At 43.8% G+C, this 27,000-nt stretch carries 26 protein-coding genes and 2 tRNA genes; 6 read left to right on the top strand and 22 right to left on the bottom strand.

Features of this window, described 5'->3' with window-relative positions; translation table 11 throughout:
* Positions 1–71: 71 nt before the first annotated feature.
* The 14 genes from pnp to rlmE all read right to left on the bottom strand — a co-directional run bounded on the left by pnp (position 72) and on the right by rlmE (position 15,078).
* On the bottom strand, positions 72–2,192 hold the full coding sequence (gene pnp, locus ACY3ZI_RS18960) for a polyribonucleotide nucleotidyltransferase (RefSeq protein WP_036949061.1): 2,121 nt from the start codon (positions 2,190–2,192) through the stop codon (positions 72–74).
* 280 nt (positions 2,193–2,472) lie between these two features.
* Positions 2,473–2,742, bottom strand: a complete 270-nt coding sequence (gene rpsO, locus ACY3ZI_RS18965; protein WP_006814502.1) for a 30S ribosomal protein S15 — start codon at positions 2,740–2,742, stop codon at positions 2,473–2,475.
* A 114-nt stretch (positions 2,743–2,856) separates the two neighbouring features.
* Positions 2,857–3,810 (bottom strand): tRNA pseudouridine(55) synthase TruB, encoded by a 954-nt coding sequence (gene truB / locus ACY3ZI_RS18970; RefSeq protein WP_211886880.1) that lies wholly within the window; start codon positions 3,808–3,810, stop codon positions 2,857–2,859.
* Complete coding sequence (gene rbfA, locus ACY3ZI_RS18975) at positions 3,810–4,220, bottom strand: 30S ribosome-binding factor RbfA (RefSeq protein ID WP_036949056.1); 411 nt, start codon at positions 4,218–4,220, stop codon at positions 3,810–3,812. Before rbfA ends, truB begins: the two co-directional genes overlap by 1 nt.
* 85 nt (positions 4,221–4,305) lie before the next feature.
* Entirely contained in the window at positions 4,306–7,044 is a 2,739-nt protein-coding gene (infB, locus tag ACY3ZI_RS18980; protein WP_132496363.1) for a translation initiation factor IF-2, read from the bottom strand.
* Between the two features lie 23 nt (positions 7,045–7,067).
* Entirely contained in the window at positions 7,068–8,576 is a 1,509-nt protein-coding gene (gene nusA, locus ACY3ZI_RS18985) for a transcription termination factor NusA (protein WP_036949051.1), read from the bottom strand.
* A gap of 23 nt (positions 8,577–8,599) precedes the next feature.
* Entirely contained in the window at positions 8,600–9,052 is a 453-nt protein-coding gene (gene rimP / locus ACY3ZI_RS18990; RefSeq protein ID WP_006662411.1) for a ribosome maturation factor RimP, read from the bottom strand.
* 213 nt (positions 9,053–9,265) lie between these two features.
* Positions 9,266–9,342 (bottom strand) — tRNA-Met (locus tag ACY3ZI_RS18995).
* A 57-nt stretch (positions 9,343–9,399) separates the two neighbouring features.
* Positions 9,400–9,489, bottom strand: a tRNA-Leu gene (locus tag ACY3ZI_RS19000).
* 106 nt (positions 9,490–9,595) lie between these two features.
* Positions 9,596–9,940 carry a preprotein translocase subunit SecG gene (gene secG / locus ACY3ZI_RS19005; protein WP_036949048.1) on the bottom strand — a complete coding sequence of 115 codons (345 nt, stop codon included), beginning with the start codon at positions 9,938–9,940 and terminating at the stop codon, positions 9,596–9,598.
* Positions 9,941–10,186: 246 nt separating this feature from the next.
* A complete protein-coding gene (gene glmM / locus ACY3ZI_RS19010) occupies positions 10,187–11,524 on the bottom strand; it encodes a phosphoglucosamine mutase (RefSeq protein WP_211886879.1) in 1,338 nt (445 codons plus the stop codon).
* Complete coding sequence (gene folP, locus ACY3ZI_RS19015; RefSeq protein WP_211886878.1) at positions 11,517–12,365, bottom strand: dihydropteroate synthase; 849 nt, start codon at positions 12,363–12,365, stop codon at positions 11,517–11,519. The genes glmM and folP overlap by 8 nt, the downstream gene beginning before the upstream one ends.
* Before the next feature lie 70 nt (positions 12,366–12,435).
* On the bottom strand, positions 12,436–14,391 hold the full coding sequence (gene ftsH / locus ACY3ZI_RS19020; RefSeq protein WP_487375704.1) for an ATP-dependent zinc metalloprotease FtsH: 1,956 nt from the start codon (positions 14,389–14,391) through the stop codon (positions 12,436–12,438).
* Positions 14,392–14,448: 57 nt separating this feature from the next.
* Positions 14,449–15,078, bottom strand: coding sequence for a 23S rRNA (uridine(2552)-2'-O)-methyltransferase RlmE (gene rlmE / locus ACY3ZI_RS19025; RefSeq protein ID WP_036949039.1), 630 nt, complete (start codon positions 15,076–15,078; stop codon positions 14,449–14,451).
* Positions 15,079–15,337: 259 nt separating this feature from the next.
* Here rlmE and yhbY point away from each other — a divergent pair, with 259 nt between their 5' ends.
* Positions 15,338–15,631 carry a ribosome assembly RNA-binding protein YhbY gene (yhbY, locus tag ACY3ZI_RS19030; protein ID WP_036949037.1) on the top strand — a complete coding sequence of 98 codons (294 nt, stop codon included), beginning with the start codon at positions 15,338–15,340 and terminating at the stop codon, positions 15,629–15,631.
* Between the two features lie 118 nt (positions 15,632–15,749).
* Here yhbY and greA read toward each other — a convergent pair whose 3' ends face one another.
* Positions 15,750–16,226 carry a transcription elongation factor GreA gene (gene greA, locus ACY3ZI_RS19035; RefSeq protein ID WP_036949035.1) on the bottom strand — a complete coding sequence of 159 codons (477 nt, stop codon included), beginning with the start codon at positions 16,224–16,226 and terminating at the stop codon, positions 15,750–15,752.
* 255 nt (positions 16,227–16,481) lie between these two features.
* Between greA and dacB the strand changes: the two genes are divergently transcribed.
* Positions 16,482–17,930: a serine-type D-Ala-D-Ala carboxypeptidase gene (dacB, locus tag ACY3ZI_RS19040; protein ID WP_211886877.1), complete on the top strand. Its 1,449-nt coding sequence runs from the start codon at positions 16,482–16,484 to the stop codon at positions 17,928–17,930.
* Positions 17,931–18,015: 85 nt separating this feature from the next.
* Here dacB and cgtA read toward each other — a convergent pair whose 3' ends face one another.
* The 3 genes from cgtA to rplU form a co-directional block, all read right to left on the bottom strand.
* A complete protein-coding gene (cgtA, locus tag ACY3ZI_RS19045) occupies positions 18,016–19,191 on the bottom strand; it encodes an Obg family GTPase CgtA (RefSeq protein WP_036949030.1) in 1,176 nt (391 codons plus the stop codon).
* A 132-nt stretch (positions 19,192–19,323) separates the two neighbouring features.
* A complete protein-coding gene (gene rpmA / locus ACY3ZI_RS19050) occupies positions 19,324–19,581 on the bottom strand; it encodes a 50S ribosomal protein L27 (protein WP_004905922.1) in 258 nt (85 codons plus the stop codon).
* Between the two features lie 19 nt (positions 19,582–19,600).
* Positions 19,601–19,909 (bottom strand): 50S ribosomal protein L21, encoded by a 309-nt coding sequence (rplU, locus tag ACY3ZI_RS19055; protein WP_006658010.1) that lies wholly within the window; start codon positions 19,907–19,909, stop codon positions 19,601–19,603.
* Between the two features lie 334 nt (positions 19,910–20,243).
* Here rplU and ispB point away from each other — a divergent pair, with 334 nt between their 5' ends.
* Positions 20,244–21,215, top strand: a complete 972-nt coding sequence (ispB, locus tag ACY3ZI_RS19060; protein WP_036949027.1) for an octaprenyl diphosphate synthase — start codon at positions 20,244–20,246, stop codon at positions 21,213–21,215.
* 62 nt (positions 21,216–21,277) lie between these two features.
* Here the strand turns inward: ispB and ACY3ZI_RS19065 are convergent, their stop codons facing one another.
* Positions 21,278–21,637, bottom strand: coding sequence for a DNA-binding protein (locus tag ACY3ZI_RS19065; RefSeq protein WP_211886876.1), 360 nt, complete (start codon positions 21,635–21,637; stop codon positions 21,278–21,280).
* 100 nt (positions 21,638–21,737) lie between these two features.
* Entirely contained in the window at positions 21,738–22,094 is a 357-nt protein-coding gene (locus ACY3ZI_RS19070) for a DNA-binding protein (RefSeq protein WP_211886875.1), read from the bottom strand.
* Between the two features lie 557 nt (positions 22,095–22,651).
* Between ACY3ZI_RS19070 and ACY3ZI_RS19075 the strand changes: the two genes are divergently transcribed.
* A complete protein-coding gene (locus tag ACY3ZI_RS19075) occupies positions 22,652–22,969 on the top strand; it encodes a helix-turn-helix domain-containing protein (protein ID WP_487375705.1) in 318 nt (105 codons plus the stop codon).
* 198 nt (positions 22,970–23,167) lie between these two features.
* Here the strand turns inward: ACY3ZI_RS19075 and mdh are convergent, their stop codons facing one another.
* On the bottom strand, positions 23,168–24,106 hold the full coding sequence (gene mdh / locus ACY3ZI_RS19080; protein WP_154603033.1) for a malate dehydrogenase: 939 nt from the start codon (positions 24,104–24,106) through the stop codon (positions 23,168–23,170).
* Positions 24,107–24,577: 471 nt separating this feature from the next.
* On the opposite strand from mdh, the gene argR reads away from it, so the two are divergent.
* Complete coding sequence (gene argR, locus ACY3ZI_RS19085) at positions 24,578–25,048, top strand: transcriptional regulator ArgR (protein WP_036949013.1); 471 nt, start codon at positions 24,578–24,580, stop codon at positions 25,046–25,048.
* 107 nt (positions 25,049–25,155) lie between these two features.
* Positions 25,156–25,566, top strand: a complete 411-nt coding sequence (locus ACY3ZI_RS19090) for a DUF6122 family protein (RefSeq protein WP_036949011.1) — start codon at positions 25,156–25,158, stop codon at positions 25,564–25,566.
* Positions 25,567–25,618: 52 nt separating this feature from the next.
* Here the strand turns inward: ACY3ZI_RS19090 and mpl are convergent, their stop codons facing one another.
* Positions 25,619–26,998, bottom strand: coding sequence for a UDP-N-acetylmuramate:L-alanyl-gamma-D-glutamyl-meso-diaminopimelate ligase (mpl, locus tag ACY3ZI_RS19095; RefSeq protein ID WP_211886873.1), 1,380 nt, complete (start codon positions 26,996–26,998; stop codon positions 25,619–25,621).
* Positions 26,999–27,000 lie beyond the last annotated feature (2 nt).

Here is a 27,000-nt window from a genome sequence, read left to right on the forward strand (position 1 = left end):
TACATTACCACTAGTCAGCAAATTTAGGCTGATAGCGCCTAAGTTTATCAGGCGCTACACTTTCGGTCAGCTTATTCTGCTGATTCCTGCTGTGCTGGAGCTTCTTCGCCAGCAACAGCTTCTTTCATGCTCAGGCGAATACGGCCTTGACGGTCGATTTCTAACACCTTAACAGGAACTTCTTGACCCATTTGCAGGTAGTCAGTCACTTTCTCTACACGCTTGTCAGCGATTTGAGAAATGTGAACCAGACCTTCTTTACCGCCACCGATAGCAACAAATGCACCGAAGTCAACGATACGAGTCACTTTACCTTGGTAAATACGACCCACTTCAACTTCTGCAGTGATGTCTTCGATGCGACGAATTGCTTCTTTCGCTTTCAGACCATCAGTTGCTGCGATCTTCACAGTACCGTCATCTTCGATTTCGATAGTTGTGCCTGTTTCTTCCGTTAATGCACGGATAACAGAACCACCTTTACCGATGACATCTTTGATCTTGTCTGGGTTGATACGGATGGTGTAAATGCGTGGAGCGAACTCAGAGATCTCTTCACGTGGGCCATTGATAGCTTGTTCCATTGTGCCAAGGATATGCAGACGCGCACCTTTAGCTTGGTTCAGAGCCACTTGCATGATTTCGCGAGTGATACCTTCGATTTTGATATCCATTTGCAGTGCGCTGATACCGTCACGGCTACCCGCTACTTTAAAGTCCATATCACCTAAGTGGTCTTCATCACCTAAGATGTCAGACAGAACAACGAAATCGTCACCTTCTTTTACCAGGCCCATCGCGATACCCGCAACAGCAGCTTTAATTGGCACACCAGCATCCATCAGAGCCAGAGACGCACCACATACAGATGCCATTGAAGAAGAACCGTTAGATTCCGTGATTTCAGAAACAACACGTACTGTGTACGGGAATTCTGCTTGTGAAGGCATAACTGCCAGCACACCACGTTTCGCTAAGCGACCGTGACCAATTTCACGACGTTTAGGTGAACCAACCATACCAGTCTCACCAACAGAGTATGGAGGGAAGTTATAGTGGAATAAGAAGCGGTCAGTGTATTCGCCCATTAATTGGTCGATAACCTGTGCATCACGCTCAGTACCTAATGTTGCAGTAACCAGCGCCTGAGTTTCACCACGGGTGAACAGTGCAGAACCATGCGTACGTGGCAGAACACCAGTACGAACGTCCAGCGCACGAACCATGTCTTTCTCACGACCATCGATACGTGGCTCACCACGGATAACGCGGCTACGAACAACTTGTTTTTCTAAGTGAGCAAGAATGTCTGACACTTCAGAAACATCGACGTTTTCATCTTCAGCAACCAGAGTTGCAATCACTTCGTCTTTGATCAGGTCAACTTGAGCATAACGCTCTTGTTTCTCCGTGATACGGTAAGCATCGCCCATACGGCTTTCAGCCAGTGCAGCAACGCGATCGTTCAGAGCTTGGTTAACTGGCTCTGGCTGCCAATCCCATTTCTCTTTGCCCGCTTCTTTGACTAATTCATTGATGTTCTGGATAACAACTTGTTGTTGATCGTGACCGAACACAACTGCACCCAGCATTTGCTCTTCGCTTAACAGTTCAGCTTCTGACTCAACCATTAATACTGCGCTGTCAGTACCTGCAACCACTAAATCCAGACGGCTTGATTTTAATTCATCAGCAGTTGGGTTCAGAACATATTGGTCATTGATAAAACCAACACGTGCAGCACCGATAGGACCATTGAATGGAACACCAGACAGTGCCAGTGCAGCAGATGCACCGATCATCGCAACGATATCTGGGTTAACTTGTGGGTTAACAGAAACAACGGTAGCAATGATTTGGATTTCGTTCAGGAAGCCTTCTGGGAACAGAGGACGTAATGGACGGTCAATCAGACGTGCAACTAAGGTTTCGCCTTCACCAGGACGACCTTCACGACGGAAGAAGCTACCTGGGATACGACCCGCAGCGTAAGTACGCTCTTGGTAGTTAACTGTTAAAGGGAAGAAATCTTGCCCTTCTTTAACTTTTTTCTGAGCCACAGCAGTCACGAATACTGCGGTGTCATCCATGTTTACCATCACCGCAGCCGTTGCTTGGCGTGCGATCATGCCTGTTTCTAATGTTACGGTATGCTGGCCATACTGGAACTTACGAACAATAGGATTTAACAAAATATTACCCTTTTTGTAAGGCTACGAGAGATTCTCAGGTAGCATGGTTTATTTTCTGACTACAGCCTCGCGACTAATGAGAGGATTGATATTCCAATCATCAATTCTCTCATTAGCCGCGCGAATTCGGATGTAGTTTTAAGTGGTTTTAATTAAAACAGTCAATTATCGATAATAGCTTAACATTTTAGTTAAGTATAATTCGAGTATTACTTCAACTTTCAATTAACTTTTAGAAGAAAAGGGGCCATTTGGCCCCTTTCCTCTGAAACTGACAAGATTAACGACGCAGACCCAGACGCTCGATCAGCGCTGTGTAACGTGCGATATCTTTACCTTTCAGGTAAGCTTGTAAACGACGACGCTGAGCAACCATACGCAGCAGACCACGACGGCTGTGGTGATCTTTTTTGTGCTCAGAGAAGTGACCTTGCAGGTGATTGATTTGAGCTGTCAGCAGAGCGATTTGAACTTCGCTTGAACCCGTGTCATTTTCACCGCGGCCGAATTCAGCAACGATCTTCGCTTTCGCTTCAGTACTTAGAGACATAATAAACTCCAAAATAATATAAATTTAAGTGATGAGAGCCAATCTCTAATTTAGCATCTCAAGATTTAGCGCCGTCATTCTACGCTGCTTAGGGCAGCAAAGCAATAAGCGCCATTATGCGGACGGTTCATTTTCAACGACCAAACGCTTCGGTGCAATACGTCCATCTTCACTAATCAGAGCGATACCGATAAACCGCTGCTCTGAACCACAAGTGACACGGATCATGTCGCCTTCCACTAGGTCTTTTACATCACCGCGTACAGGTTGACCCTGTTTGAAATACGCGGCTGTTTCCTCAGTAATATTCACTGCAGGAAAATGAACCACTGCGGTATCCATTGGCAATAATAGAGAATCGAGCAAGGATTCAAATGAGCCTTCTCCCGCATCCACTTTTGCCCGTAAAGCAGCTAATTGTTCCAACGTGACCATACGATCGTAAGGATAATTTGCCACTTGCACACGACGCAGATAAGTCACATGCGCACCACACCCCAACATTTCACCTAAATCATCAATGATAGTTCGAATATAGGTGCCTTTAGAACAGTGAATTTCCAGTTCTAATTCATTGTTATCCCAACGAATAAACTGAAGTTCATACACTGTAATTTGGCGGGCTTCACGCTCTACCGTAATACCTTTACGTGCGTATTCATATAATGGGCGCCCTTGGTGTTTCAGCGCTGAATACATGGAAGGAACTTGCAGTGTATCTCCACGAAAATGTTCGAGGGCTTCTTCAAGTTGCTGTGCCGTAAAAGTGATATCGCGTTCACTGATGATTTCGCCGTGAGAATCAGAAGTATCTGTTCGTTGCCCAAGGCGTGCAATCACCCGATAGCGCTTATCTGAATCGAGTAAAAACTGTGAGAATTTCGTCGCTTCACCAAGGCAGACTGGCAACATGCCTGTCGCTAGTGGGTCAAGTGCCCCCGTGTGCCCGGCTTTATTTGCGTTGAAAAAGCGCCGCACTTTTTGCAGCGCATCGTTTGAGGAAATATCGGTGGGCTTATCTAACAGCACAACGCCGTCAATATTGCGCCCGCTACGACGACGCCCCATTATTTTTCCTCTTTACTATCTGTACCTGCACGACGCTCTTCGTCATTACGAATCACGTTCGATACTAAGTTAGACATACGCATACCATCAACTAATGAGTTGTCATATTCAAACGTTAATTCAGGAATAATACGTAAACGCATTGCTTTCCCCAGTAATGAACGAATGAAACCTGACGCTTCATTTAATGCTTTAATGCCGTCTGCAACCATCTCTTCTTCACTTTTTTCATTCGCAAAGTTGAAGAAAGTGACGAAGACTTTACCGTATGCCAGATCCCGTGACAGCTCTACGCCAGAAACGGTTGCCATGCCAATACGGGGATCTTTGATTTCGCGCTGCAAGATAATTGCAATTTCTTTTTGCATTTCTTGAGCTACGCGCTGAGAACGACTGAATTCTTTTGCCATCGTTAATCTCCTGACAATAAAGGGGGCAATAGCCCCCTCATTAATACTATTTTGTCACCACGATACTTCGTGGGTACTCACAAAATTAACCGTCGATTGAACGTTTAACTTCGATAACTTCAAAGACTTCGATCATATCGCCGACACGGACATCGTTGTAGTTCTTAACACCGATACCACATTCCATACCGTTACGAACTTCGCTAACGTCATCTTTAAAGCGACGCAGTGATTCCAGCTCACCTTCGTAGATAACCACGTTATCACGCAGAACGCGGATTGGGTTATTACGCTTGATGGTACCTTCAGTAACCATACAACCAGCAACTGCACCGAATTTCGGTGATTTGAACACATCACGGACTTCTGCAAGACCCATGATTTGCTGTTTGTATTCAGGTGCCAGCATACCGCTCATCGCTTGTTTGATTTCATCAATCAGGCTATAGATGACGGAGTAGTAACGTAAATCAACGCTTTCGCTTTCAACGACGCGACGAGCAGATGCATCGGCACGGACGTTAAAGCCAAGAATGATCGCATTAGAAGCTGCAGCCAGAGTTGCATCAGTTTCAGTGATACCACCCACGCCAGAACCGATGATTTTGATTTTAACTTCATCAGTTGACAGTTTCATCAGAGAGTCAGTGATAGCTTCACAGGTACCTTGAACGTCAGTTTTCAGTACGATATTCAGTTCAGAAACTTTACCTTCTTCCATGTTAGCAAACATGTTTTCCAGTTTAGATTTCTGCTGACGAGCTAATTTCACATCACGGAATTTACCTTGACGATACAGGGCAACTTCACGTGCTTTTTTCTCATCACGAACAACTGTCGCTTCATCACCCGCTGAAGGAACGCTGGACAGACCCAGGATCTCAACTGGCATTGAAGGGCCAGCAGACAGAACTTCTTTACCTAATTCGTTGCGCATTGCACGAATACGGCCATATTCAAATCCACACAGTACGATGTCGCCTTTGTTCAATGTACCTTCTTGAACTAAGATAGTTGCCACTGGGCCACGACCTTTGTCTAGGTAAGATTCAACAACCACACCGCTTGCCATACCTGCATATACCGCTTTCAGTTCTAAAACTTCAGCTTGCAGCAAGATAGCATCTAACAGTTCATCGATACCGGTACCTACTTTCGCAGACACACCGATAAACTGAGTGTCACCACCCCACTCTTCAGAAATAACGCCGTACTGAGACAGCTCATTTCTGACGCGATCTGGGTCAGCTTCTGGTTTATCCATTTTGTTAACCGCAACAACGATTGGCACGCCCGCTGCTTTCGCATGCTGGATAGCTTCGATTGTTTGTGGCATAACACCATCATCCGCAGCAACAACCAGAACAACGATATCCGTCGCCTGAGCACCACGAGCACGCATTGATGTAAACGCGGCGTGACCTGGGGTGTCTAAGAAGGTGATCATACCTTTGTCAGTTTGAACGTGGTATGCACCGATGTGCTGAGTAATACCACCTGCTTCGCCAGATGCTACTTTCGTTGAACGAATGTAGTCCAGTAAAGAGGTTTTACCGTGGTCAACGTGACCCATGATGGTAACAACTGGCGCGCGAGCTTCTTTAACTGCTGAGCCAGTGTCACGGTCGTTCATTACCGATTCTTCTAACTCATTCTCACGACGCAGAATAACTTTGTGACCCATTTCTTCTGCAACTAATTGTGCAGTTTCTTGGTCAATCACTTGGTTGATGGTTGCCATTGCACCCATTTTCATCATCGTTTTGATGACTTGGGAGCCTTTAACTGCCATCTTGTTAGCTAATTCGCCAACAGTGATAGTTTCGCCGATAACAACGTCACGGTTTACCGCTGCAACTGGTTTGGTGAAGCTTTGTTGTAAAGAGCTGCCTTTACGTTGCTTACCTTTAGTGCGACCTGAGCGACCAGCAGCGCGTTCTTCTTCGCGATCCGCTTTTTCAGAAAGTTTGTTGCCTTTCTTTTGACGAGGTGCTTTAGCAGAACGGTTACGAGAACGACGACCTTCTTCTTTCTCATCACTTTCATCTTCCGCCGCACGTGCGTGGGTAGATGTTGTTGTGTGATAGTCGCTGTCATCTTCAGATTTGCTATCTGAGTTCCAGTCTTCGCCTTTTTCTTCAGCCATTTTACGGGCTTCTTCAGCAACACGGCGCGCATCAGCTTCAACTTTACGTTGAGTTTCTTCTTCCGCTTTGCGTTTCAGTTCAGCAGCTTCGGCTTCAAGACGCTGTTTGTCAGCGTTACTTTCGGTTGCCGCTTTGCTTGGTTTTTGATTTTCGCTTTGTTTCACTTTTTCTCTTTCCGCTACTTCGCGCGTAGCTTTATCAGCTGCTTCACGTTTTGCTTTCTCTTCGGCTTCACGTTTTGCGTTAGCTTCCGCGTCACGTTTTGCAGCATCTTCTGCTGCACGTTTCGCTTCTGCTTCACGTTTTGCCAGTTCCTCAGCTTCGCGCTGTGCTTGCTCTTCCGCTTCACGCTGCGCCTGCTCTTCCGCTTGCGCTTCTTCAGCGTCGCGGTTCACATAAGTGCGTTTTTTGCGGACTTCAACATTTACCGATTTGCTTTTGCCACCGGTGACTGGAACACTCAGCGTACTACGAGTTTTACGCTGTAATGTTAACTTACTTGGCTGCCCCGCTGCTCCGCCTTGTTCACGGTTTAAGTGGTTCAGTAAAGTTTCTTTCTCAGTCTGGCTAACAGAGTCATTCGCACCTTTCGTGATCCCTGCTTCAGCAAATTGCTGTACCAGGCGCTCAACTGTGGTTTGAATTTCCGTTGCCAGTGATTTTACAGTTTCTGTCATGCCGTTCCTTCCTGCTACAGTGTTTACGCATCGTTTCCGAACCAGCAAATATTACGTGCTGCCATAATGAGTTCGCCTGCTTTCTCATTATTCAGACCTTCGATATCAATCAGGTCGTCGATGCCCTGCTCAGCAAGATCTTCCAGTGTACAGATACCGTGAGTAGCCAAATTATAGGCCAGAGTACGATCCATACCATCAAGATTCAACAAATCTTCTGCTGGCTGATTATCACCCAAGCTCTCTTTTTGAGCTAGTTCAATTGTGGTGAGGGCAGCTTTTGCTCTTTCACGTAGAACTTCAACGGTTTCTTCATCAAGACCGTCAATTTCCAGAAGTTCTTTAATAGGCACGTAAGCCAGTTCTTCTAATGTAGAGAAGCCTTCTTCAACAAGTGTTGTAGCAAACTCTTCATCAATATCTAGATGCTTAGTGAATGTTTCAATAGAAGCGTGTGCTTCTGCCTGATGTTTTGCATTCAGCTCTTCCGCAGTCATGACATTCAGTTCCCACTTGTCATCACCACGATGGATTTTCAGTAACTGAGCCGCTAAGCGAACGTTTTGTCCATTACGTCCAATAGCTTGCGCTAAGTTGCTGCTTTCAACGGCAACATCCATCGTACAGTTGTCTTCATCAACCACAATAGATGCCACATCAGCCGGAGCCATAGCATTAATAACGAATTGCGCTGGGTTATCATCCCATAACACAATGTCGATTCTCTCGCCGCCTAACTCACTAGAGACAGCTTGAACACGAGCACCGCGCATACCAACGCAAGCACCAACTGGGTCGATACGTTTGTCGTTAGTTTTTACTGCGATTTTTGCACGAGAACCTGGATCGCGAGCTGCTGCTTTGATCTCGATGATCTCTTCGCCAATTTCTGGTACTTCGATGCGGAATAATTCAACCAGCATCTCTGGACGAGAACGAGTCACAAAAAGCTGTGCGCCGCGCGCTTCAGGACGAACATCATACAGTACGCCGCGAATACGGTCACCTGGACGGAAGTTTTCGCGTGGTAGCATATCTTCGCGCAGGATCACAGCTTCTGCGTTATTACCTAAATCTAAGGTAATGTTTTCACGGTTAACTTTTTTAACCTGAGCAGTGATGATTTCACCTTGTTGCTCACGGAATTGGTCAACCACCATCGCACGCTCAGCTTCACGTACTTTTTGTACGATAACTTGCTTCGCGGTTTGCGTGGTAATACGGTCAAATACAACAGATTCGATTTGGTCTTCGACGTATTCGCCTAACTGCAATTCAGGATCTTCGAATTGTGCAGCTTCCAGTGTAATTTCACGGGTTGGCATTGTGACTTCTTCGACAATCACCCAACGACGGAAAGTATCAAAATCACCGGATTTACGGTCGATTTCTACGCGAACATCAATCTCTTGCTCATATTTCTTTTTAGTTGCTGTCGCCAGCGCAGTTTCCAGAGCCTCGAAGATTTTTTCACGAGGGAGGGATTTTTCGTTAGAAACCGCTTCAACAACAGCCAGAATTTCTTTGTTCATCCTAGTTGCCTCATTGAACTTAATTAAAAGTGTGGTACCAAGTTAGCTTTCTGGATGTTGCCGAGGGCGAACACCTCATCCTTACCATCTACAGTAACCGTAATCATTTCACCATCAACGGCTTTGATAATGCCTTGCCATCTACGACGGTTCTGCATCGCGATACGCAGTGACAGAGCCACTTCTTCACCCATAAAACGCTCATAATGAGCAATGGTGAACAGTGGACGTTCCATACCCGGTGACGATATTTCAAGGTTATAAATCACAGAAATTGGATCTTCGACATCCAATACTGCACTTACTTGATGGCTGACATCAGCACAGTCATCAACAGTGATGCCTTCTTCACTATCAATGAAAATACGCAGTGTCGACGTGCGCCCGCGAACAAATTCTAAGCCTACAAATTCAAAGCCTAGTGCTTCCACTGGTGCAGAAACCATCTCTGTTAATTTTTGCTCTAATGTGGACAAGCCCACCCCCAGACATAAAAAAAGGGCATAAAGCCCAGTTAATTCGATTGTCAAATAACAAAAAACCCCGAAATTCGGGGCTTTTGTAACTGGACCCATAGTACATGGGTTTACCGTGCTCTTAGTATACCTTGAAAATCTAGATAAATCGATGAGAAATTACGATAACGATATCTGATATTGTTGCGACAAGATATGTATAACTAAGAGAAATGGTTGCGGGAGCTGGATTTGAACCAACGACCTTCGGGTTATGAGCCCGACGAGCTACCATGCTGCTCCATCCCGCGTTCGAAACGTGACTATTTTACACTGACTATTGTGAGTTCACAAGTCGTCTAAAATAATGGTGCCGAGGACGGGACTTGAACCCGTACGCCCGTTTTGTAGGCACTACCACCTCAAGGTAGCGTGTATACCAATTTCACCACCTCGGCACTGAGGCGAGGTTACTAATTTGACAATCAATAACCTCAAATTTTTAACTTCTTACTGCTTTACTACTAATGAAGACATAATGTCGTCATTCGGAATCTGTCACACTTAACGAGGAATATCGCTCGTTGGTGTTGCTGGTGCTGCCGGAACGTCTGTTGGTTGCTCGACTTTTGCCGGTTCGCTAATGTTTTCCCATTTACTACCTGCACCAGTTCCATATTTATTGGCAGTCATGTTGCCAAGAATTAAACTGATGATGAAAAACACAGCAGCCAAGATTCCAGTCATACGGGTCATGAAGTTACCTGAGCCCGATGAACCAAACAGTGTTGCAGAAGCGCCCGCACCGAATGATGCACCCATGTCAGCACCTTTACCTTGCTGTAACATGACCAGACCAATTAGGCCGATAGCCGCGAGCAAGAAAACAACTAAAAGAGCTATATACATTTGAGTTACCTATTCAGTTACGGCGCATAGCCTATGCTATGACCCTTATACTGCACACCTACTCAAAACATTATTACAGAATTGAGCAGGTGCGAATACTAACCAAAGCTGAGCCGACAAGCAAGTCTATTTTGATTTCATTTGACTATTTGAAGAAAAAAACAGCAAACTATCGAAATAATGCTCAACTCGGTTATTCGCCTCCCTCCAGCTAATTTTGATTAGCTAAAGGGAGAATATACGGCATTAACCTGCAGCTTTAACTGCATCAGCAATACGGTTCGCCATTTCGGTGACAGTTTCTTCGTTTTCACCTTCAACCATGACGCGAATCAGCGGTTCAGTACCTGATTTTCTCAGCAATACGCGACCTTTGCCGGCTAACTCTTTTTCCACTTGCTCATTTGCCGCAATGACAGCATCACTTTGCAGAGGATCGTGTTTGCCTTTAAAGCGTACGTTGACCAGAATTTGAGGTAGAAGCTTCATACCGCTGCATAAATCGTGCAGGCTCATATGATTACGCACCATGGCACTCAGTACTTGCAGACCCGCAACAATACCATCGCCTGTTGTGGTTTTATCTAATAAAATCACATGACCTGAGTTTTCAGCCCCCATGCGCCAGCCTTTTTCTTGGAGTTTTTCCAGAACATAACGGTCGCCCACTTTTGCACGTTCAAATGGAATACCCAGCTGTTTCAGCGCGATTTCTAACCCCATATTGCTCATCAGTGTACCCACAACGCCACCTTTTAACTGACCTTGACGCAGTGCTTCACGAGCAATGATATACAGAATTTGGTCGCCATCGACTTTATTACCTTGATGATCGACCATGATGATACGGTCACCGTCACCATCAAATGCTAAACCTACATCCGCTTTTTCTGCCAGAACACGCTGTTGCAGCTTACGAACGTCGGTTGCACCACATTCTTCATTGATATTGATCCCATTAGGATCACAGCCCATTGTGATGACTTGCGCGCCTAATTCGCTAAATACGTTAGGTGCGATGTGGTAGGTTGCGCCGTTCGCACAGTCTAAAACCACTTTAAGGCTGTTTAAGCTTTGCTCGTTCGGGAATGTCCCTTTACAGAATTCAATGTAGCGCCCTGCAGCATCGACGATACGGTTCGCACGACCCAGCTCTGCAGATTCAACGCAAGTAATTGGCTTTTCCATTTCCGCTTCAATCGCTTCTTCAACTTCGTCAGGCAGTTTAGTCCCATCGATGGAGAAGAATTTAATCCCATTATCATAGTAAGGGTTATGGGAAGCTGAAATTACGATCCCAGCCTCAGCGCGGAAAGTGCGAGTTAAATAAGCTACTGCTGGCGTTGGCATTGGACCGGTGAAGGAAGCAGATAACCCTGCTGCAGCTAAGCCAGCTTCTAATGAAGATTCCAGCATGTAGCCAGAAATACGCGTATCTTTACCAATGATAATTTTACGTGAGCCGTGACGAGCCAGTACTTTACCCGCAGCCCAGCCTAATTTTAAAACAAAATCAGGCGTAATTGGGCTATCGCCCACTTTGCCACGGATACCATCAGTACCAAAATATTTACGGTTACTCATACGCTAATTTTTCCTTTTCTGACAGAGTCATCTGAACGACTTGCATTGCTTGTACTGTCTCTTTCACATCATGAACTCGGATAATTTGCGCTCCTTGCATTGCTGCAATAGTGGCGCACGCTAAGCTACCCGCTAGACGTTCTTGAGGTGGAACATTTAATAATTGTCCAATCATAGATTTTCGTGACATCCCTGCCAAGAGCGGTAGTCCGAAATCATGAAATTGATCTAAATGCGCTAGTAACTGGTAATTATGCGACAGGTTCTTACCAAAACCAAAGCCTGGATCGAGGATTATTTGCTGTTTATCAATTCCCGCCTTCACGCAGCGCTCAATCTCACGATCGAGATACTCTTTAACTTCTTTTACTACATCCACATAATCGGGGGCATCTTGCATGGTTCTTGGTTGACCTTGCATGTGCATAATGCAGACGGGCAACCCTAGTTTTGCAGCCACTGCAAGGGAGTCTTCTTCATGTAACGAGCGGATATCATTGATAATATGCATCCCAGCTTTCGCAGCCTCATCCATTACTTGGGCTTTTGATGTGTCTACAGAGATCCAAACATCAAAACGTTTTGCAATCGCTTCCACTACTGGTACAACGCGGTCGAGCTCTTCACTGACAGAAACTTCAGCCGCACCAGGTCGAGTTGACTCGCCGCCAATATCAATAATTGTTGCCCCTTCTTGTACCATTTTGGCAACATGGTCTAGAGCATCATGATAACGATTATGAGTGCCACCATCTGAGAATGAATCAGGAGTAACATTCAAAATCCCCATCACTTTAGGAGTGGATAAGTCAAGGAGGCGACCTCGGGCTTTAATATGCATGATTATTTTTCCTTAACGTAAAAAACCCCAGTAATCTGGGGTTTTTAATTATTCAACTTGTTACGATGGCTTACTGTGGCTTGCTATCGTTATTATCGGATGAATTATTTTCATCAGATTTTTCAGTTGGCTCTTCTGGTTGAGTTTCAGCTGGTTTTGCTTCAGGTTTTGATGCGCTAGTTGCGGCACCAAATGAACCTGTCACATTGTTCACTTTTTTATCCTCATCCCAGCCTGCTGGCGCACGTACTGGACGGCGGTTCATCAGATCGTCAATCATTGGCATATCGATAGTTTCATATTTCAATAATGCATCTTTCATCGCATGCAGAATATCCATATTGTCAGTTAAGGTTTTATGTGCAACCTCATAACCACGGTCGATAATTGCTTTAATTTCTTCGTCAATGATGCGTGCAGTTTCATCTGAGTAAGTCGAGCTATGTCCTGAACGACCTAAGAATGCTGGGCCTTCTTCTTCAGAATATAACACTGGACCTAACTTGTCAGAGAAGCCCCACTGAGTCACCATTTTTCTCGCAGTGCTAGTTGCTTGCTGAATATCACCTGATGCGCCGGTTGAGATTTTGTCATAACCGTAGATCAGTTCTTCCGCAATACGACCGCCGTATGTACTTGCGATATTACCTTCTAACTTCTGACGGCTTGCACTGATTTGGTCGCCTTCAGGTAAGTAGAAAGTCACACCTAATGCACGACCGCGAGGAATAATAGTCACTTTATGAACAGGGTCATGCTCTGGCATTAAGTAACCGACGATTGCGTGTCCAGCTTCATGATAAGCAGTAGATTCTTTCTGCTCTTCAGTCATCATCAGTGAGCGATGCTCTGCACCCAGCCACACTTTATCACGCGCTCTTTCGAATTCAGCCATCGTTACAACGCGTTTATTTTCACGCGCTGCAAACAGTGCGGCTTCGTTCACTAAGTTAGCCAATTCCGCACCGGAGAAACCAGGTGTTGCACGAGCCAAGATAGTTGTATCAACCGCAGGGTCGATAGGCACACGACGCATATGAACTTTTAAGATTTGCTCACGACCACGGACATCAGGTAAGCCAACCACAACTTGACGGTCAAAACGACCCGGACGCAATAATGCTGGATCCAGAACGTCAGCACGGTTAGTTGCCGCGATCACGATAATACCTTCGTTACCTTCGAAACCATCCATCTCAACCAGCATTTGGTTCAGTGTCTGCTCACGCTCATCGTGACCACCGCCTAAACCGGCACCACGTTGACGACCAACAGCATCGATTTCATCGATAAAGATAATACAAGGCGCCGCTTTTTTTGCTTGCTCGAACATATCACGAACACGTGAAGCACCCACACCCACAAACATTTCCACGAAGTCTGAACCGGAAATAGTAAAGAATGGTACTTTCGCTTCACCAGCAATGGCTTTAGCCAGTAATGTTTTACCTGTACCCGGCGGTCCTACCATCAGGACACCTTTAGGGATTTTACCACCGAGTTTTTGGAAACGAGCAGGTTCACGCAGGAAGTCTACGATCTCCCCCACTTCCTCTTTCGCTTCATCGCAACCCGCAACATCAGCAAATGTTGTTTTGATCTGATCTTCTGTCAGCCTTTTACCGAATGACATCGCCCCTTTACCGCCACCACCTTGCATTTGGCGCATAAAGAAGATCCAGACACCAATCAACAGCAGCATTGGGAACCAGGAAATGAAAATAGATGTCAGTAAGCTAGGTTCTTCTGGTGGTTCACCGACGACAGTAACATTCTTGTTTAACAAGGTGTCTAACAACTTCTCATCCTGCATAGGCAGATAAGTTGTGTAGCGGCTATTATCCGCTTTTCTGACGTTCAATTCACGACCTGTGATACGAACTTCACGTACCTGATCCTGGGCTAACTCATTGATAAACGTTGAATAATCAACTCTGCGACTATTCGAATCGCTTGGGCCAAAACTCTGGAACAAGGACATCAGAACAACTGCGATGACTAACCAGAGAATTAGGTTTTTCGCCATGTCACTCAAGGGATTAACCTCACCTTACAACTGTGTTAACAAATAACGCTCAGGGTACTATAGTTTTAGTCCTGTCGCTACAATGTATACTTCACGCGATCGTGCCCGCGAAGATTCGGGTTTACGAACTTTCACCTTCGTAAACAGGGAGCGGATATCCCTAAGGTATTCGTCAAAGCCTTCTCCCTGAAACACTTTAACGATAAAACTTCCCCCGGGAGCCAATACCGCACGGCACATATCCAATGCTAGTTCAACCAGATACATAGAGCGGGGAATATCCACTGCTGGTGTTCCGCTCATATTTGGGGCCATGTCAGACATAACCACTTGTACTTTTTTATCGCCAACTCGCTCTAACAAAGCAGCCAGTACAGCTTCGTCACGAAAATCCCCTTGGAGGAAATCCACGCCGACGATTGGGTCCATTGGTAATAGGTCACAAGCAATAATACGACCATTGTGACCGATTTGGCCGACAACATATTGCGACCACCCACCAGGAGCAGCCCCTAAATCAACAACGGTCATACCTGGTTTAAAAATCTTATCACTTTGCTGGATTTCATCCAGTTTAAACCATGCACGCGAGCGGAGCCCTTTCTTTTGTGCTTGCTGAACATATTTATCACTAAAATGTTCTTGCAACCAACGACTGGAGCTTGCCGAACGTTTTTTATTGGCCATTGCACTTTCCAACTATACTAATAGAAATACATTTCCCGACATTCTTCAAGTTACAGGGAGTTAGCTTCATTTTTTCTACCCAAGTCACATAAATAGCGCTGTTTATCGGGAGAGTGTTAACGTGCTGCCTACTTGTCACTGGATTACTTTCGGGTAATCATTAGCTGCTTCTTTACCATCGAATAAGATTAATAGATGGTGATAGTGATCAGATGGCGGTAGAATATGCCATTTTCAATACTAACCAAGCAAAAAATCGATGAATCTTAACAAAAAACAAGTTCAACACCTAAAAAGTCTCGCTCATCACTTAAACCCAGTTGTTATGATTGGCAACAATGGTTTAACTGAGGGTGTTTTGGCTGAAATCGAAGTCTCATTAACACATCATGAGCTTATCAAAGTCAAAATCGCTGGCGAAGATCGTGAAACTAAAAATTTGATCGCTGAAGCGATTGTTCGCGAAACTGGTGCAGCAAATGTTCAAGTTATCGGTAAAATTCTCGTTCTCTACCGTCCATCGGCTGAGCGCAAAATTAGTTTACCTAAATAATAACTGCTCATTTATATAAAAATGCCATTGAAAGCATGTTTTATATGACGAAAAAGGCCGCCTGCGGCCTTTCTCTCTAAATCAGTAAAATAATATAACCAATTCAGGGAAATAGGAATCAGATATACTCAACTTTAAGAATTTCGAACTCAACATCCCCGCCCGGCGTCTTAATCATTACGACATCATCAACTTCTTTGCCCACTAGTCCACGCGCAATTGGTGAATTCACTGAAATTAAGTTCACTTTAATATCAGCTTCATCATCACCTACGATGCGGTAGGTTAACTCTTCATCAGTATCCAAATTCAATACGGTAACCGTCGCACCAAAGATCACTCGGCCATTATTTGCCATTTTGGTAACGTCAATCACTTGAGAGTGAGAAAGTTTAGATTCAATTTCTTGAATACGACCTTCACAAAAGCCTTGTTGCTCACGCGCCGCATGATATTCAGCGTTTTCTTTTAAATCGCCATGTTCACGAGCTTCTGCAATAGAAGCAATAATTTCAGGACGACGGACAGATTTCAGATACTCGAGCTCTTCTCTTAGCTTGTTAGCACCAAATACCGTCATTGGAATCTGTTTCATTTGATAAATACCTCTAATTCAATCCTATCTAAAAATAAGTATCTTCCTGATTTTGTAACAACAGTACACCGAACACCATGATATGTAGGGGGTGTTCAAAAACTTAAGGTGTCAATAACTCAATCAGACCAACTTGCGCCTTATCTTATCATACTGTTCGCTATTTTAACTGAGAGTTAATAGCGGATCATCGTTTACTTTATTGGGCATTACACTTTAGTATGTGCAGTATGTCTACCCTAATGCGTGAAATATATGTCGCTACTAACATCAACCAGAAAATTAATCTTCACTTTAGGACTTGCATTCATTACTTCGCAAGCATCTGCCATCCCTATCGATGATTATAAGCAGTATCTCCCTGACGGCACTAACCTTGCTCTGGTTGCGCAGAAAGTAGGAAGTAATACCCCTCTTATTGATTATAACGCTCAACAAATGGCTCTGCCTGCCAGTACGCAGAAAGTCGTCACCGCCCTCGCTGCATTATTACAGCTAGGTCCAGACTACCGTTTCGTCACTAACTTCGAGACCAACGGAAAGCTCAATAACAATACGTTATCCGGTGATTTGGTGATTCGCTTTAGTGGTGACCCTACGTTAACACGTCAGCAAATTCGCAATATGGTCAATGCGTTAAAACAGATTGGCATTCATAAAATCGATGGCGATCTCATTGTCGATATTTCGGCTTTTGCGAGCCATGATAAAGCACCAGGCTGGGTATGGAATGATATGACTCAGTGTTTCAGTGCTCCACCGGCCGCTGCCATCATTGATAGAAACTGTTTCTCCGTTTCCCTTTATCCCTCAGATAAAGCTGGAGAAATGGCTTATATCAAAACAGCCAGTTTCTATCCTGTAAACATGTTCAGTGAAGTCAAAACTCTTGCTAAAGGCTCACCAGAAGCTCGCTATTGCGAGTTAGATGTGGTTCCTGGGGAATTAAATCGCTATACATTAACAGGCTGCTTAACCCAGCGTAGTGAGCCATTACCGCTCGCATTTGCAGTGCAAAATGGGGCGAGCTACTCCGGCGCCATAGTCAAAAATGAGTTGCAGGTCGCGGGCATTGAATTGTCTGGCGCGGTTAAAAAACGCACCCAGCAGACGCCTCAATCACAAGTACTCGTCAAAACTGAATCCAAACCGCTGCATGACCTCTTAAAAATCATGCTGAAAAAGTCTGATAACATGATAGCGGATACAGTATTTAGAACGATTGGTCGTGATTATTACGGTGTTCCGGGTACCTGGCGATCTGGCTCTGATGCAGTAAGACAAGTCCTCAAGCAGAAAGCGGGTATTGATTTAGGAAATACCGTGATGGTGGATGGCTCTGGCTTATCTCGCCACAATTTGATCACGCCGGCGACCATGATGCAAGTTTTGCAATTTATCGCTAAAAATGACCAGCAGCTGGATTACATTTCGATGCTACCACTTGCTGGGCATGATGGAACATTGCGCTACCGTGGTGGTTTAGATGAGGCTGGAGTCAATGGCAAGGTGTCAGCGAAAACTGGTGCATTACAAGGGGTTTATAACCTTGCAGGCTTTATTACTACCGCAAGCGGTGAAAAAGTGGCATTCGTCCAGTTCATTTCCGCTTATGCCGTGCCACAAAGCCAATATAATAGCCGCCGTGTACCTTTAGTTCGCTTTGAAAGCCGCCTCTATCGCGATCTTTACCAAAAGAACTGATCTCCCTGAGGATCCTTTTAAAATCTTCATAATAAAAAAGGCACAACCTTCGCAAGTTGTGCCTTTTTATATGACTCAAAGATAATTATTTTTGGTAGATAAATTCGACGCCTTCGTCGTCATCTTCATCCCAATCATCATCCCAATCGTCATCAAGATCATCTGCACCAGATAGCTGCTCTTTGTGGTAATCATCCCACATAAATTCAACTTTCTCTGGTTGGCTGTTTTCATCTTCAACGGCCATATCACGCGGCTGAGTATTCATGAACTCCATGATATCCCAACACAGTGCTTTCACACCTTCGTGGTTTACAGCAGAAATCATATAATACTTATCTTCCCAGCCCATACCTTTAGCAATTTCAGCTGCACGTTTGGCAGACTCTTCTTCACCTAAGATATCCACTTTGTTGAAGACTAACCAGCGTGGTTTCTGAGCCAGTTTTTCACTGTATTTTTCTAACTCACCCACAATGATCTTGGCGTTTTCCACCGGATCAGATTCATCGATTGGGCAAATGTCGATAAGATGCAGCAGTACGCGGCAACGCTCTAAGTGCTTCAGGAATTGGATCCCAAGTCCTGCACCTTCCGCAGCACCTTCGATCAATCCTGGAATATCTGCAACCACAAAGCTCTGCTCGTTATCCATACGTACCACGCCGAGGCTTGGAACCAAGGTTGTAAATGGATAGTCGGCAACTTTTGGCTTCGCTGCTGATACTGAACGAATAAATGTGGATTTACCAGCATTCGGCATACCCAGCATTCCGACATCAGCAAGTAACATCAGCTCTAATAAGATTTCACGCGTTTCACCTTTCGTTCCCATGGTACGCTGACGCGGAGCACGGTTAACGGAAGATTTAAAACGAGTATTACCAAGCCCATGGAAACCGCCTTTAGCGACCATATGGCGTTGATCGTGACGAGTCATATCACAGAGTACTTCATTAGTGCCAAGATCGCGTACACGCGTTCCTACAGGGACTTTAACCGTGATGTCTTCACCACGTTTACCTGTACACTCACGGCTTTGACCATTTTGGCCACGTTCTGCACGAAATGATTTTTCAAAACGGTAGTCAATCAGTGTGTTGAGGTTTTCGTCTGCCTGTAAATAGACATCACCACCGTCACCACCGTCACCACCGTCAGGCCCACCTTTCGGGATATATTTTTCACGGCGGAAGCTGACACAACCATTGCCACCATCTCCTGCCACGACCAAAATTTTGGCTTCATCTACAAATTTCATAATTCTTTCTCCGTCTGCTGGCCATTATAGTGCCTGATGGCGGTATTACCCAGAGATGGCATATTCTGAATATAAAAAGCCCCGCAAAAGGTTTTTGCAGGGCTTTAATTCAAAAATTAAAAGTCAGAAAACTTATTCAGCTTCGATGCTGATAAATTTACGATTGTTAGGACCTTTAACTTCAAATTTAACTTTACCGTCCGCTAATGCGAACAGAGTGTGGTCACGGCCACAACCAACGTTGTTACCTGCGTGGAACTTAGTACCACGTTGACGAACGATGATGCTACCTGCTAATACAGCTTCACCACCAAAACGTTTAACACCTAAACGTTTTGCTTCTGAGTCACGACCGTTACGAGTCGAACCACCAGCCTTTTTGTGTGCCATTAATCTGCTCTCCTAAATCTTAAGCGATGACAGTGATCTTAACATCAGTGAACCACTGACGGTGACCTTGCTGCTTACGGCTGTGTTTACGACGACGGAACTTAACGATTTTAACTTTATCGCCACGACCGTGTGCAACCACTTCCGCTTTCACTTTAACGCCTTCAACGATAGGAGCACCGATTTGGATCTCATCGCCATTAGCAACCATCAGAACGTGATCAAATTCAACAGTTTCACCTGTTGCGATGTCCAGCTTTTCTAGGCGGACAGTTTGACCTTCGCTAACTCGGTGTTGTTTACCACCACTTTGGAAAACCGCGTACATATTAACTCCGCTTTCCGCGTACTCGCTAAATATTTCAATTCCAGAGCACGCTATAAAATATTCACAATAGGGCGCGAATTCTACGCAAAAAAGCAGCAGAACACAAGCCTATAATGCAGTTAGATTACAAAAAATACGACTTTTTTATCAGCCCTATCTTTTTCCGGCTGATTTCTCAGGAATATCTTTAATTGTTACTTATTTAAACATTTTTTGCATTTCACCCGATAATCTTATTATTAATAGTGTTATGCTTACGCTATTACTGTGATATCGGTTTTCCCATTTTTGGCTTAGGGAATACCCCAAAAACTAATAATATGAATATATTACAATGAATTTAGAATCTATCGTTGAACTGACAGCCGAGGATATGTCAGCAGTAAATGAAGCGATCCTCAGCCAATTAAACTCAGACGTAGCATTAATCAATCAATTAGGTTATTACATCGTTAGCGGAGGCGGAAAAAGGATCCGTCCAATGATCGCGATCCTCGCAGGACGATCCCTAGGCTATTCTGAACATAAGCATATTCAAGTTGCTGCATTAATCGAATTCATCCATACCGCCACTTTATTACACGATGATGTGGTCGATGAATCAGATATGCGTCGTGGAAAACAGACAGCTAATGCTGTATTTGGTAACGCGGCAAGCGTATTAGTAGGTGACTTTATTTATACTCGATCCTTCCAAATGATGACGGATCTTGATTCGATGCGTGTTTTAAAATTGATGTCTGAAGCCACCAACGTGATCGCTGAAGGTGAAGTTTTACAATTAATGAACTGCAACGATCCTGATATTACTGAAGAGAGCTACATGCAAGTGATCTACAGTAAAACTGCGCGTCTATTTGAAGCGGCTTCTCACGCGTCAGCTATCTTAGCCAATGCCACGCCTGAGCAAGAGAAAGCGCTGCAAGATTATGGTCGCTACATTGGGACCGCATTCCAGTTAGTTGACGATCTTCTTGATTATGATGCAGATAATACCCAGTTAGGTAAAAACACTGGAGATGATCTCGATGAGGGTAAACCAACACTACCACTGTTACATGCAATGCAACATGGTAATGCAGAAGAGTCAGCACTAATTAGACAAGCAATTGAGCAAGGAAATGGTCGCCATCTATTAGACACTGTCCTTGGCACAATGAAACGCTGCGGCTCATTAGAATACACTTACCAACGCGCGCAGGAAGAAGCTCAAAAAGCCATTGATGCTTTAAACGCCCTTGAAGACTCAGTGTATAAAGAAGCATTGATTGGTTTAGCGCACGTTGCTATTCAGCGCCATTCATAATCACCGTTAGAGAGCTAAATCAATATTGAAAAGGGTGAAAGCAATTTCACCCTTTTTTATGGTTATTCATCTTCTGGTTCAGGCTCTATTTTTGCCAATAGCGATGATAACCCGTGACGCAAAATATATTTCACAAATATTTTGCGCTCATCTTCCGTCAGTTGGTAATAAGCCTCAGACCAAATTTGCAGTGCATCAACACGTTGCACTTGATACGGTGCAGATGGCTCATGAAACGAAAGCTGACCTTGGATCTCACTCGGCAAGCTTTCCATATAGTATTCAACGGCCTTCCCCTGAACACCTCTTTTACGACGACTTTTCCAACCTTCCCTTCTCGCCATCAAGTTAATTCCCTGAGGTGATGATGGAAGACCTTCTAATCCTGCTAATTCTTTCGCAGTGAACCACAATTTTTTCATAATATCACTTTTACGCTTAGCTTATATTTTGCAACCTGCTTTTGTCGCTATACCAAAGTTATTTTTCTAAAAATTTATTCGATTCAATACTGTACGTAATCTATGTATGGCTATTTTGATTAATAAGATGAATTAAAGCTAAAGCACCTTTGCGCATAATAAACGATAAGATCTTCACGCGTTCATCATGGGAAAGCTGGTTATAAGCTTCTTGCCAAATATGCGCTTGTTCATCACGCTTAATTTGGTAGCCTGCCGAAGTTTCATACATCACCGTGAACTCTTCGAGATTAATGGGAACCGAGCTAATATGGTATTCCAATGCTTTTCCTTGAATACCTCGTCGTTTTCGACTCAACCATTTTTCTCGCCTCGCCATGGCATTAATACCTTGGGTGCTTGTTGGAAGCCCTTGGCGCCCAACGAGCTCTTTGGCCGTTAACCATTCCTTGTTCATTATCGACGCTCCTTGTCATCATAATGACGACTTCGATTAACTATAAACTTTCTTTATTTTCTTAATCGTTTCAATATCCATTTTTAATATTCAAATATAATAGTTAATAAATTATATCGATATAGATAATTTCTTTTGTATATCCGCTAGTTATATCAATAACTTTGTATTAACTATTTTATATCTATGAATTTTATAGTGCTGACTAAGAAAATCATTCTTTTCAAATAATTCAATACATTATTAAGAAATATAAATCTTCGCGATAAACAGAATAAATATAAGAAAATATAAAAAATAGAGAGCTAACTAAAATGAGTTATTTTTATTTTCAAAGTGTTAGCTGAATTCACAATAATCATCTGAACCTTTCCGTTATTTTCATAAAAACAACGACAGTTTCATAAAAATGAATTTTTAGAAAAAATCAGAAATTATTATTGGGAAATTCTGTTATTTTATTTCCAATAACAGAACGATTGCACTGAATGTATCACAATACTCTGTTAGATGTACCACTAACTCTACATGATTCTGAGTGAAAAAAGGATTAAAAAATGATGTTACGGAAATCAAACTGGCACCCAGCAGATATCATTGCAGCTTTACGCAAACGTGGAACAACCCTAGCGGCGATTTCTCGCGAAGCAGGGCTGAGCTCATCAACGCTCGCGAATGCGCTATCGAGACCTTGGCCTAAAGGAGAATGGATCATCGCAAACTTTTTAGGTATTCATCCATCGGAAATCTGGCCCAGTCGCTATTATGATCCAATGACGGGTGATTTATTAGAAAGAAAAGTTCGAGAAAAGCCAAAGAAAATCGAGGAAACAAGCGAATTAGCAAACAGGGAGCCAGAAGAAGAGAATATCTAAAATCAGTCGCTATTTTTGATCAGAACTGAAAGATAAAGCCCACTATTATTTTCTTTAAAAACAGCAAGGTTAATTCATTGTACCTTCAAGGGGTTTCCCCTTATTTTGATAAGCGAAAACTTATCGAGTATAAAAATAAAGGGCGGAATCGCATGAAAGCAACTCCGCCCTTATTTAAGCGCTAATTCTTAATTGGCATTAGCCATTAATGAATTTTTCACCTAATTCAATATCTGCTTTCAGTACGCTTAACATATCTTTCAGTGCTTTCTCTTCAAATGCACTTAATTTACCAATTGGTAAATGTTTTTCGATACCGTTTTTGCCTAATACAACAGGTTGAGCGAAGAAGCGAGCGTGTTCGCCTTCACCTTCAGTGTATACACACTCAACCACATTGCTTTCGCCTTGCAGACCACGGATCAAAGATAAGCCCAGGCGTGCTGCCGCTTGACCCATAGACAGTGTTGCAGATCCGCCACCCGCTTTAGCTTCAACCACTTCAGTACCTGCGTTTTGAATACGCTTAGTCAGTGCTGCGATTTCTTCATCAGTGAAGCTAACACCAGGAATTTGAGACAGTAATGGCAGGATTGTCACGCCTGAGTGACCACCAATAACTGGCACTTCAACTTCGTGAGTTTTCTTACCTTTTAATTCAGCAACGAAAGTATTTGAACGGATGATATCCAGTGTCGTTACACCGAACAGACGGTTTTTATCATACACGCCAGCTTTCTTCAGAACTTCAGCTGCGATAGCAACGGTTGTGTTCACTGGGTTAGTAATAATACCGATCAATGCTTTCGGGCAGGTAACCGCGATTTGTTGAACAAGGTTACGTACAATACCTGCGTTCACATTGAACAGGTCAGAGCGATCCATACCTGGCTTACGTGCGACACCCGCAGAAATTAATACTACGTCCGCACCTTTCAGTGCTGGGGTTGCATCTTCACCCGCAAAACCAACCACTTTAACGTCGGTAGGGATGTGGCTTAAGTCAGCGGCAACACCTGGAGTTACTGGCGCGATGTCGTAGAGGGAGAGTTCTGAACCTGCTGGGAGCTGGTTTTTGAGAAGAAGGGCGAGAGCCTGACCGATACCACCTGCTGCACCTAGGACTGCAACTTTCATTCTAAAACTCCTTAATTGTACTTTAAAATATATGAATTCATCTGACTACGCACTAAACACATTACTTATAAAAAACAATTCTTTAACAGTTAGAGAGAAGTGTTAACGCGAGATAAATCACCAACACAATAGTTCTATTCTAAACAAATTCCTTATCTGTTAATGAGATAACGGACACTTTTTTAACAAATAGTTTTTATTGCTATTGCATTTAACATTAAACCCAATTTTATTTGACGATTTATTCAGCACCGCTTAATTATTTAACAAATTTTTTACAGTAACTTATTGTTAAATCAATTTATTTTTAAGTTAAATTTCGAACCAACAATTTAAGATAAACCCCTTCTTATTACCAGAAAATACTTATCTAAAATCGCTCATTAAACACTCAAAAAATCAATTTTCTTGCATAAAAATGCACTTTTCAACATAATACAACTCAGTTTAATACCAAAAGATGGGTTAATTATGCGCACTATGTCGAAACAAGAAGACTTGGTAAAAGCCTTTAAGGCACTCCTTAAAGAAGAAAAATTCAGTTCACAAGCCGAAATTGTGATCGCTCTTCAAGAACAAGGCTTCGAAAACATTAATCAATCTAAAATTTCCAGAATGTTGACGAAGTTTGGTGCAGTACGTACCCGCAACGCAAAAATGGAAATGGTGTATTGCTTACCAACCGAGCCTGGTGTCCCTACTGCCACCAGCCCGCTGAAGAACTTAGTTCTGGATGTTGACTACAACCACTCTGTTGTTGTGATCCGTACCAGCCCAGGAGCAGCGCAGTTAATTGCCCGCCTGTTAGACTCCTTAGGCAAAGCTGAAGGCATCTTAGGCAGCATCGCTGGCGATGATACAATTTTCTCAACGCCAACCAACGATTTCACAACGCGTGAACTGTACGAAGCCATTTTGGTGCTTTTCGAACAAGAACTTTAGTCCTTTCGAAAAATTTTAGATATCGAAAAAGAGGGAACCCAGTTCCCTCTTTGTATTTTTAATTCTATAGTGACGCGTCTTCCACTGATTCATATCGAGATAAGCCCGTGTTATTTGAGATTTTACGGAATATCGTTCACTACGGTTTCCATTTTTTAGTGCCCTTTTTATTTGGCTATTTATTTTGGCGAAAAAACTGGAAGCTTGCTGGGCTCTTAATGGTTTCCACCATGGCTATCGACCTTGATCACCTTCTCGCCGATCCTATATTCGATCCTGATCGTTGCGGCGTAGGCTTCCACCCTATGCACACCATTTGGGCTGCTATTGCTTATGTCGTCTTATTTTTCTTTCCTTCATGGAAACTCAAAGCTATCGCCGTCGGCTGTCTGTTTCACTTATTGACAGACTCGGTGGATTGTTATCTTGGAAGTGTTAAAAAAGAGATGCAAGGCACGGTATTAAGCTGCTCCGGGCAACCAGAACGCGCAAACGTCGAGCTTCTTCAGCAGCTATAACGAAAAAGCCCTAACTGAAGTTAGGGCTTTGATTCACGATAGCGCTTATAGACTATTCGTCAGATTTGGCTTCGGCTTTATGTTTTAGTCCTACCAGCAGTTTTTCATGAATACCACCAAAACCGCCATTACTCATCACCAGGATATGGTCACCGGGCTGAGCCGTCTCAACCACCATATTGGCGAGAGTATCAATATCTGCGTGCCAACGCGCAGGCTGCACACAATGCTCTGCAATTTCAGTGACCATCCACGGAATATTGCTAGGTTGGAATAAGAAAACTTCATCTGCACGCCCTAAAGCTGGCGCGATATCATTCTTACTGATCCCCATTTTCATGGTATTTGAACGAGGTTCCAGCACAGCAATAATGCGAGAAGTACCACCTACTTTGCTACGTAATGCTTCTAACGTCGCTAAAATTGCCGTTGGATGATGAGCGAAGTCATCATAAACACTGACATTATTTTCAACACCACGTAACTCAAGACGGCGACGGGCGTTAATAAATTTATCCAATGCTAAACAAGCTTCTTTCGCAGGTACGCCAACATGGTGCGCAGCAGCAATCGCCATCAAACCATTTTGGATATTATGATTACCTACTTGAGACCAGTTTACTTCACCCACTTTTTGCTGCTGGTAATACACTTCGAACTGGCTGCCATCATGATTGAGTTTCACGGCATGCCACTCACCGTTTTCTCCCACCAATTCTTGTTCACTCCAACACCCCATATTCATCACTTGCTTGAGATTATTGTCGTTACTTGGCATAAAGATTTTGCCGCTACTTGGCACAATGCGAACCAAGTGATGGAATTGTTTTTGAATCGCTTCGAGATTTTCAAAAATATCCGCGTGGTCGAATTCGAGGTTATTCAAAATCAGCGTCTTAGGGCTGTAATGTACGAATTTGGATCGCTTATCAAAGAACGCGCAATCATATTCATCCGCTTCAATAACAAAGAAAGGGCTTTTACCAATCTGGGACGAAACATCAAAGTTCCCCGGAACACCGCCAATCAGAAAGCCTGGTTCATAACCACAGTCTTGCAGGATCCACGCCAGCATCCCCGCGGTTGTTGTTTTACCGTGAGTCCCTGCAACGGCTAATACCCAGCGCTCAGGAAGAACATGATCATGGAGCCATTGTGGTCCTGAAGTATAAGGTAAACCACGTTCTAATACGGCTTCAACGCATGGATTTCCACGGGTCATCGCATTCCCAATCACCACCATATCAGGGGTTGGCTCTAACTGCGCAGGGTCGAATCCTTGAATTAGTTCAATGCCTTGTTTTTCAAGCAATGTACTCATCGGTGGGTAGACGTTTGCGTCAGATCCAGTCACTTTGTGCCCTAACGAACGAGCCAAAATGGCTAAGCTGCCCATAAAGGTTCCGCATATGCCTAAAATATGTATGTGCATTC

This window comes from Providencia sp. LY12, from assembly GCF_057621555.1.

What these genes read in the sequence shown, in the direction of transcription:
- rpsO (WP_006814502.1), bottom strand. Translation starts at nt 2,742, where the DNA reads ATGTCTCTAAGTACTGAAGCGAAAGCGAAGATCGTTGCTGAATTCGGC.
- truB (WP_211886880.1), bottom strand. Translation starts at nt 3,810, where the DNA reads ATGGGGCGTCGTCGTAGCGGGCGCAATATTGACGGCGTTGTGCTGTTA.
- rbfA (WP_036949056.1), bottom strand. Translation starts at nt 4,220, where the DNA reads ATGGCAAAAGAATTCAGTCGTTCTCAGCGCGTAGCTCAAGAAATGCAA.
- infB (WP_132496363.1), bottom strand. Translation starts at nt 7,044, where the DNA reads ATGACAGAAACTGTAAAATCACTGGCAACGGAAATTCAAACCACAGTT.
- nusA (WP_036949051.1), bottom strand. Translation starts at nt 8,576, where the DNA reads ATGAACAAAGAAATTCTGGCTGTTGTTGAAGCGGTTTCTAACGAAAAA.
- secG (WP_036949048.1), bottom strand. Translation starts at nt 9,940, where the DNA reads ATGTATATAGCTCTTTTAGTTGTTTTCTTGCTCGCGGCTATCGGCCTA.
- glmM (WP_211886879.1), bottom strand. Translation starts at nt 11,524, where the DNA reads ATGAGTAACCGTAAATATTTTGGTACTGATGGTATCCGTGGCAAAGTG.
- folP (WP_211886878.1), bottom strand. Translation starts at nt 12,365, where the DNA reads ATGCATATTAAAGCCCGAGGTCGCCTCCTTGACTTATCCACTCCTAAA.
- ftsH (WP_487375704.1), bottom strand. Translation starts at nt 14,391, where the DNA reads ATGGCGAAAAACCTAATTCTCTGGTTAGTCATCGCAGTTGTTCTGATG.
- rlmE (WP_036949039.1), bottom strand. Translation starts at nt 15,078, where the DNA reads ATGGCCAATAAAAAACGTTCGGCAAGCTCCAGTCGTTGGTTGCAAGAA.
- yhbY (WP_036949037.1), top strand. Translation starts at nt 15,338, where the DNA reads ATGAATCTTAACAAAAAACAAGTTCAACACCTAAAAAGTCTCGCTCAT.
- greA (WP_036949035.1), bottom strand. Translation starts at nt 16,226, where the DNA reads ATGAAACAGATTCCAATGACGGTATTTGGTGCTAACAAGCTAAGAGAA.
- dacB (WP_211886877.1), top strand. Translation starts at nt 16,482, where the DNA reads ATGTCGCTACTAACATCAACCAGAAAATTAATCTTCACTTTAGGACTT.
- cgtA (WP_036949030.1), bottom strand. Translation starts at nt 19,191, where the DNA reads ATGAAATTTGTAGATGAAGCCAAAATTTTGGTCGTGGCAGGAGATGGT.
- rpmA (WP_004905922.1), bottom strand. Translation starts at nt 19,581, where the DNA reads ATGGCACACAAAAAGGCTGGTGGTTCGACTCGTAACGGTCGTGACTCA.
- rplU (WP_006658010.1), bottom strand. Translation starts at nt 19,909, where the DNA reads ATGTACGCGGTTTTCCAAAGTGGTGGTAAACAACACCGAGTTAGCGAA.
- ispB (WP_036949027.1), top strand. Translation starts at nt 20,244, where the DNA reads ATGAATTTAGAATCTATCGTTGAACTGACAGCCGAGGATATGTCAGCA.
- ACY3ZI_RS19065 (WP_211886876.1), bottom strand. Translation starts at nt 21,637, where the DNA reads ATGAAAAAATTGTGGTTCACTGCGAAAGAATTAGCAGGATTAGAAGGT.
- ACY3ZI_RS19070 (WP_211886875.1), bottom strand. Translation starts at nt 22,094, where the DNA reads ATGAACAAGGAATGGTTAACGGCCAAAGAGCTCGTTGGGCGCCAAGGG.
- ACY3ZI_RS19075 (WP_487375705.1), top strand. Translation starts at nt 22,652, where the DNA reads ATGATGTTACGGAAATCAAACTGGCACCCAGCAGATATCATTGCAGCT.
- mdh (WP_154603033.1), bottom strand. Translation starts at nt 24,106, where the DNA reads ATGAAAGTTGCAGTCCTAGGTGCAGCAGGTGGTATCGGTCAGGCTCTC.
- argR (WP_036949013.1), top strand. Translation starts at nt 24,578, where the DNA reads ATGCGCACTATGTCGAAACAAGAAGACTTGGTAAAAGCCTTTAAGGCA.
- mpl (WP_211886873.1), bottom strand. Translation starts at nt 26,998, where the DNA reads ATGCACATACATATTTTAGGCATATGCGGAACCTTTATGGGCAGCTTA.